This is a genomic window from Hymenobacter terrenus (assembly GCF_000972495.1).
In the GTDB taxonomy this organism is placed as follows: Bacteria; Bacteroidota; Bacteroidia; order Cytophagales; family Hymenobacteraceae; genus Hymenobacter; species Hymenobacter terrenus.
Genome location: NZ_LATM01000069.1, coordinates 1 through 6455 on the forward strand (window position 1 = coordinate 1; position 6455 = coordinate 6455).

General features: G+C 56.7%; 5 protein-coding genes. 4 read left to right on the forward strand and 1 reads right to left on the reverse strand.

Annotated features, from left to right (window positions below):
* Window positions 1–411 precede the first annotated feature (411 nt).
* The 4 genes from WX88_RS26205 (at window position 412) to WX88_RS26220 (ending at window position 5926) form a co-directional block, all read left to right on the forward strand.
* Window positions 412–1860 carry an NHL domain-containing protein gene (locus tag WX88_RS26205; RefSeq protein ID WP_052733139.1) on the forward strand — a complete coding sequence of 483 codons (1449 nt, stop codon included), beginning with the start codon at window positions 412–414 and terminating at the stop codon, window positions 1858–1860.
* 2095 nt (window positions 1861–3955) lie between these two features.
* Window positions 3956–4339, forward strand: a complete 384-nt coding sequence (locus WX88_RS26210) for a hypothetical protein (protein ID WP_046247394.1) — start codon at window positions 3956–3958, stop codon at window positions 4337–4339.
* A 176-nt stretch (window positions 4340–4515) separates the two neighbouring features.
* A complete protein-coding gene (locus tag WX88_RS26215; RefSeq protein ID WP_046247395.1) occupies window positions 4516–4935 on the forward strand; it encodes a hypothetical protein in 420 nt (139 codons plus the stop codon).
* Window positions 4936–5143: 208 nt separating this feature from the next.
* Entirely contained in the window at window positions 5144–5926 is a 783-nt protein-coding gene (locus tag WX88_RS26220) for a GNAT family N-acetyltransferase (RefSeq protein ID WP_197076987.1), read from the forward strand.
* Window positions 5927–6011: 85 nt separating this feature from the next.
* Here WX88_RS26220 and WX88_RS26225 read toward each other — a convergent pair whose 3' ends face one another.
* Window positions 6012–6389 carry a hypothetical protein gene (locus WX88_RS26225; RefSeq protein WP_046247397.1) on the reverse strand — a complete coding sequence of 126 codons (378 nt, stop codon included), beginning with the start codon at window positions 6387–6389 and terminating at the stop codon, window positions 6012–6014.
* Window positions 6390–6455: the final 66 nt, after the last annotated feature.

Sequence of the window (6455 nt, forward strand, 5' to 3'; positions counted from 1 at the left end):
CGATGGCCGCTTAACCCCACTGCCCCACACTTTTTGATGCTCTCCTAGGAAGGCAAGCTGTTTGTAGGCGGCGGCTGGGAACGGAAGATTGGGCCGTTCCCTCGGGGGCGGTGCTGACGGTGGTGTGGGCCTGCCGGACGGCCTCCAGCACTTCACTCCACTACTCGGCCGGCGTGAGCCGCCGCGGGCAATAGCGGCTGGCATTGGTCCCGGTGTGGCCCGGTTGTTCCAACGCGGAGCAACGGGGCGTTTTGCTGCACGGCCCGCGTGGTGGGACCTAGCCCGTTTACTCGATGGTAACGGGCTGGCCGGGGCGTATCTTTGCCCGGCTCTATTATATTTTGTGTGACGCGCTTTCCGACCACGGCAGCAAGCCCAGGGCGTACCCCAATTCTTGTTTCTTCTTTTTTTATGACCACTCCTTATCCCGCTCCCATCCGGGCAGTACGCGCGGGCTGCGTTGCCACCGTCCTCCACGCGCTGATGCCCTGGCCCCAGCAGTTGGCCCTGGCCACGCTAGCCTTGGTGTTGCTCGCTTTGGCCCCTGCCGTCGCTCAACCCTACGCGATAACGACAGTGGCCGGCAACGGCAGGGCAGGCTTCAGCGGCGACGGGGGGCCGGCTACCAGCGCCATGCTCAGTAGCCCTTATGGCGTGGCCGTGGACGGCAGCGGCAATATCTACATCGCCGTCCAAGGGGGCAACCGCGTCCGCAAGGTAAGCGCGGCGACGGGGGTGATCACGACGGTGGCCGGCACGAGTGCCACACCGGGCTTCAGCGGCGACGGGGGACCGGCCACCGGCGCCATGCTCGATACCCCGAGAGGGGTGGCCGTCGATGGCAGCGGCAATATCTACATCGCCGACGTTGGCAACTTCCGTATCCGCAAAGTGAGCGCGGCCACAGGCGTGATCACGACGCTGGCCGGCACGGGCACAGCAGGCTTCAGCGGCGACGGAGGACCAGCCACCGGCGCCATGCTCAATAGCCCGAGAGGGGTGGCCGTCGATGGCAACGGCAATATCTACATCGCCGACCAGAGTAACCATCGCGTCCGCAAGGTAAGCGCGGCGACGGGCGTGATCACGACGCTGGCCGGTGCGGGGGGCACGGGGGGCTTCAGCGGCGACGGGGGGCCGGCCACCGGCGCCATGCTCGATGAACCCACTGGCGTGGCCGTCGATGGCAACGGCAATATCTACATCGCCGACCAGAGTAACAACCGCGTCCGCAAGGTGAGCGCGGCGACGGGCGTGATTACGACGCTGGCCGGCACGGGCACGTTTGGTACGGGGAACTTCGGCGACGGGGGACCGGCCACTGGCGCCATGCTCTCTCAGCCCACTGGCGTGGCCGTGGATGGCAGCGGCAACGTCTTCATCGCCGACGCTGCTAACTTCCGTATCCGCCACGTGAGCGCAGCGACGGGGGTGATCACGACGGTGGCCGGCACGGGCACAGCAGGCTTCAACGGCGACGGGGGAGCGGCCACTGGCGCCATGCTCTGGTATCCTTATGGGGTGGCCGTCGACGGTAGCGGCAACGTCTTCATCGCCGACCAGAGCAATCAACGCATCCGCCGATTGAGGCCGGCGAGCGTAACATCCACACTGTCCGCGCTGGCCGCCGCGTCGGTGCTGCTCTACCCCAATCCTACTTCCGACGCCTTCACGGTGCACGTGCCAGCCGGAGCCGGGCCGGTGCAGGCCGAACTGGTCAACGCCTTAGGCCAGCCGGTGCGCCGCCCAGTTGCCGCCGCCGCGTTCACGGTGGAAACGACGGGGCTCGCCCCAGGCGTGTATACCCTGCGCCTGACGCTGGCCGGCCAGCCTGTGACCAAGCGCGTAGTAATAGAGTAGTGGAGAGGCTCGTTCTCTCCCATGCCCAACAACGCGGGGCAGCCGGGGCCTTAGGCCGCCGGCTGACGGGTAGCGGGGCCACGGTGCTCGACAAGGGGAGCAGCGGCACGTGGCAGGCAGCGCAGCCTTCAATGGCGGCACGAGCCTGATGCGGCTATAACGGTAGTTGCCAGCAGCAATCTATTTGTGACGTGCCATTTTATCAGGCGGCCTCTGGCAGAACGGTGCTGAGTAGCTTGGGCAGCTACGACCGTTTGGCTAAAGTAAACTCCGTTAACAGCCATCCAATACGAAAAGGACCGCCCCAAAACGGCGGTTTTTTTGTGTCTTTTGGGAAGCTCCGCTAATTAAAGCCACAGCAACTACCGATAGTCCTGCTAGCCCTTTGCAGTGCGATAAAGGCACCGTTCCTTTGAGTAAGATTTAGCTTCTGCAAGTGCCCAGCACCATCGGTAAGCTACCCTCTAACAAGCAGAGAGGGGCTGGTGGCAAGCCAACGGCACGGCCCAATACGCCCGGTTTCTGGCCTGTTCACGCACCTATTCCGTGCCTTGGCTCCGGTGCCTGGCTTAGGAGCAAGGGTGCCCCCACCAATAACGCAAACCTGGTTTCCGGCCCGGCCGGTGCCGGCGGTAGGTTTGGACCATATTAACCGACGAGGCACGAATCCCATTCTCATAGCTAGGAGCCAGAATCCTTAGATTTTCTCCAGCATTGCAAAACGATTACAGCCCCGAAAGTCCGAAGGACGGGCGGTGGCATTACCCCTTGAAAGACCGTGCGGCAATAGGCTGGCACTGCACGGTGCCCAAGCAAAAGACCCGAGGTGCGAACTCGGGTCTTTGCTGGGAATCAATGTCTAAGCCCAACGCTAAACCCAAATAAACTATGGAGTTAGTATTCACCACAGACGGCAAAGGAGCCCGTACCTTCAAATTGAAGCTCTCCTTGGCTGCACTGCTGGGCTTCGTTTCTTACTTCGGTTAAGAAGCAGTGGCTTATTCCATCCCGTCACCAGGTAACGAGATGACGTGACCCCCGGTGTTGAAAGGCTTGTCGAACGACGGGCCTTTCTTCGTTAACGTGACGAAAGATAGCAGAGGCACCTGTATTCATGGACCCTCCTTGCGGCTCTGGAGGAATCATTAGCTGCCTACCCTACCAAGTTTCAATGCCTAGGGCTTGCAAATGCCGGTGCCGTTCTAATTGGACAGGAAAGAGAAAACGACCCGTTGCGGCCCGGCTCCTTTCGCGGAATCGTTACTTAACATAACATACGTTATAGCGGACTTCTCGGAATCGCACCGGGTGCGCCCGCCCGCGCACGTTTGCACTTTGGCGGGTGCCCTAGTTCAATAACCAATCGTTTCGTATCTTGCTAGAAGCAACCCCCTGCTAAATACACCCCTAATCTATACTCCCAAACCAACCAGTGCAGCCACTCCCTTCCGGGAATGGTAGCCCTGGTTTTTTTATTGCCCACCTCGCACGGATGCCCCTACTTAGTTCGACTGGCTGAACGCTATAGCCCGCGCAAGTTTCATCCCAAACTCCCTACCCGGCAGCTGCGAAGCTGTGTTCCGCTACCCGTACCCAAACCCTACCCAATGAATTCCCTACCCTTCTTTTTTCTGCTGGCCATTCTCGCCACCTGCCACCTCTCCTACGTGCTGCCAGTAGTGCTCTGGTTGCTGAACTAGGGGTAGCGCAAGAGTAAGAACAGAAATTCCCGTTAGGGCCGCTGGGTCTGATTTTGGCAGTCGGGTTTATCTCAAAATACGGGCGTTTTATGGTGCTGAGCGCGGTTTTTCGGCGGGACTGGCCTTTAGCTGTCGAGCACGTCTCTTTTGTTCGTCTCGTGCATCAACGTCTCCTTTCGTGCTTAGTCACTGACTTAATGAGACAGAAAAGCCCTTTTTAAGAGCTCAAGTGGGCTACCGATACTTTCGGTTCGAACTCTTGCGCTACCCCTAGGAAGGGAGAGCATCAAAAAGTGTGGGGCACCTCCATGTCGGGTTGAGCAGCTGGCCGAATTATCTCCGTTCACGCCGACCAAACAGTTGAGGTGCCCCACACTTGTTGATGCTCTCTAAGCGTGGTAGGAGACAACATAAAGAAGCGTGCAACGGGGGCTTATTCGTTCGAGGAACTCAAGCAAGCGGACATTCTCTTGCACCACATCGCTGAACTATCCGGCTTTGTTCCAAACGCTTCAAGCCGTTCTTTCTGGCGACCTGAAACGGCAGCGTATAGAACCAATAGAATGCCGGTGTTTGCCAAAACGGTATCCGGTCGGTATTTCGATAAAATCAAGCCACTGTTTGACGTTCAAAATCCACAGGAGTTAGCCGAGAAAATAAAAGTTTGTGAAGAGGATTCCTTTAGCCAACTCTGGTACAGAAGCGATTACTTCATGCAACGAGAAATTCCGCAATTATCCGGGGTGCTTAACCTTGACAAGATTGCTAGCGTGAAATAGTGGCTAGTTAGGGGCTAGCTGCTTTGGAAGAGGAAACTAACAGGAATCATACTAACCAACCCCCGAATGGCGGAAGTGCTCGCAATGTTCAAAGCCGCGGCCGGGGGCATCGGGTGGTTGTGGAACCAGGTGAGCAAGCGGTTCGCTAACCCCAAACTGGTGCTGAACGTGGAAAAGTGCTGCGCACTGACACCGCCTCGGACCTGGTCAACTACCCTTCCACCTACGACACGCCCGCTTACGTCTACAGCCTGCGCGTCAACAATTACAGCGACCACCCGGCCTACCGGTTTCAGATTGTGAGCTGCAATCCTGCCCTTTACCGGCATTACTTGGACTACTTCCAACCCGTTTCCGCCCAGAGCAGCGTGTCGTTTACGGTGGAGGTGCTGGACAGCAACATTGAACCCTGGGACAATAACCGGGGCTACTTCCTTATCCTCGGCCGCGCGTCGGAGTACGTCGGCACGGGACCGGACACCCTGCCCCTCGCGGAGCTGCGGCTGGAGTACACCAACGCCAAGGGCAAGAAGTTCTTCACAGTCTTCAAGCCAAAGGAGCCAGTGGAATCCCAGAATCAGCACGGCACCGTGTGATAAACGCTCGAGGTAGGAACGTAGCTTTGACAGCTTGTAGCGCCACCGGCAAAGGCCACCGTTTGCGCGGGGCCAGTCGTTGGGCTTTGTAGCTTGGGGTGTGAAGCCCGCTACTTGGGCATTCCTCAGCGTTTCGCACTAATTTCCAATGGCAAGATTGATAAGGTTTAAGACTGCCCGTGACTTCTTCAACCACAACTTGGCGCACATGCAGGAGCACTATTATGTATACTTAAGCGTGCTCAGGTACATTGATATTCTAGAACAAAAGCAGGCAGTGGTTCACAATGCGTTCAACATTGTGGGCGAAGGGAGTACAGACATTATTGGATTCCATGTCACTGGCAACTACTTTGTTTTCGGCCAGGGGTGGAATGCTGAAATGCTGGAATTGCTCGCGAATGAGGTGGACTTTACGCAGTATAGGTCAGGCTACAGCTTTTTGGGGCAGCGCGAATTGGTTTTAGCACTGTTCAACCGAAGCAACAGCAATTGGCGAGTTTTCAAAGACAGGCTGGTTTACCAATGTTTAGAAGCAGTCCAGGCTGATACCAAACCCAAAGTTGACATAGAAAGGCCCTCCCTCAAGGACATGCCTGCTTTAGCAAAATTGAAGTCAGCGTACGACCTGGAAGAATACCCCACACGGCCGGCCAAGAGTATTGAAGAATTCTATGAAGCTGCCTACCATGGCATTGAATCAGGCAATTTGATAGTTGCCAAGAAGAAGGATAAGATTTTCAGCATGCTCCAAGTAATACACTACGGTGATTATAACCGACCGATTATTGGGAGCTTATACACAGTGCCAGTTGGCAGAAACAAGGGCTACGCATCCTTCCTCGTTAGCACTGTAACAAAAGCGTTGCTGAAAGGAGGGTATGAAATGTGCGGCTTGCTTTCCGACAGCGCAAATCCAGCATCCAACAAGCTGTTCCTCCGCGTTGGCTACACGCCAATCTATCGTTGGATTCATGTAGTGATGGATTGATTACCCGCTTGACTCATAATTCTTCTTTCCCAATGTGAGCGCAGCCGACGTAGGCCACCGGTTGCGCGGGGCAATCGCTACGCCTTTACTCGCCTGCGGCAAGCTTCGTGGCACAGAAACTTGCCAAGCCCTTTTTCAGCAGGAACACCGCCACCGGAATCGCTACCGACATTGCCATGCTGTATTCAGTGGTGAGTATCGCGACTACGGCAGCAATAATGTCTTTCGTTTGGCCGGTTGTTACATCCAGCGCTTTCGCCGTGGGCTGTCCGCTGTTCGCATCGCATAGTAACCGATAAAGTCTTGCGCGAACCGCTTGAATCTGTCTCTGCGCCGCGCCTAACTGGGTCGAAAGGAATGACTTCATGGGCTCATCAACTGGCGCTGTAGGCACCTGTTCTTGCAAGGCTTTGCGGCGCGCATTGCGCCCCTCTTCGAAACCGGCTGACTTGGGGTAGCACAAGAGTTGGAACCGAAATTCCCGCTAAGATCATATACTATATTCAATAGCACTTTTTCCACCAAAAAA

Coding starts and splice junctions, on each gene's coding strand:
- WX88_RS26220 (WP_197076987.1), top strand. CDS start 5,144: ATGCAGGAGCACTATTATGTATACTTAAGCGTGCTCAGGTACATTGAT.
- WX88_RS26205 (WP_052733139.1), top strand. CDS start 412: ATGACCACTCCTTATCCCGCTCCCATCCGGGCAGTACGCGCGGGCTGC.